General features: G+C 64.8%; 1 protein-coding gene. It reads left to right on the top strand.

Features of this window, described 5'->3' with window-relative positions; all coding sequences use genetic code 11:
* The coding region (locus D3273_RS27975; protein ID WP_129230316.1) for an FtsK/SpoIIIE domain-containing protein at nt 1-566 on the top strand (566 nt) is incomplete at both ends.

Raw genomic sequence — 566 nt, 5'->3', positions numbered from 1 at the left:
CTCGCCATCGCGCTCGGCAAGACGATCGGCGGCGAAAGCGTCATCGTCGACCTCGCCCGCATGCCGCACCTGCTCGTTGCCGGCACCACCGGCTCGGGCAAGTCGGTCGCCATCAACACCATGATCCTGTCGATCCTGTACCAGATGCGCCCGGAAGAGTGCCGGCTCATCATGATCGACCCGAAGATGCTGGAGCTCAGCATCTACGAGGGCATCCCGCACCTGCTGACCCCCGTCGTCACCGACCCCAAGAAGGCCGTGGTGGCGCTGAAATGGGCGGTGCGCGAGATGGAGGACCGCTACAAGAAGATGGCCAAGGTCGGGGTGCGCAACATCGACGGCTTCAACGCCCGCGTGGTGGAAGCGGCCGAGAAGGGCGAGGTCATCACCCGCACGATCCAGACCGGCTTCAACCGCGAAACGGGCGAGCCGATCTTCGAAACGGAGGAGATGGAGCTTTCCCCGCTCCCCTACATCGTCGTCATCGTTGACGAGATGGCCGACCTGATGATGGTGGCGGGCAAGGACATCGAGGGCGCGATCCAGCGGCTCGCCCAGATGGCGCG

This window comes from Lichenibacterium minor, assembly GCF_004137685.1.
Classification (GTDB): domain Bacteria; phylum Pseudomonadota; class Alphaproteobacteria; order Rhizobiales; family Beijerinckiaceae; genus Lichenihabitans; species Lichenihabitans minor.
Note: the sequence above shows the minus strand (reverse complement) of the source record. Positions and strands in the feature narration are given on the sequence as shown.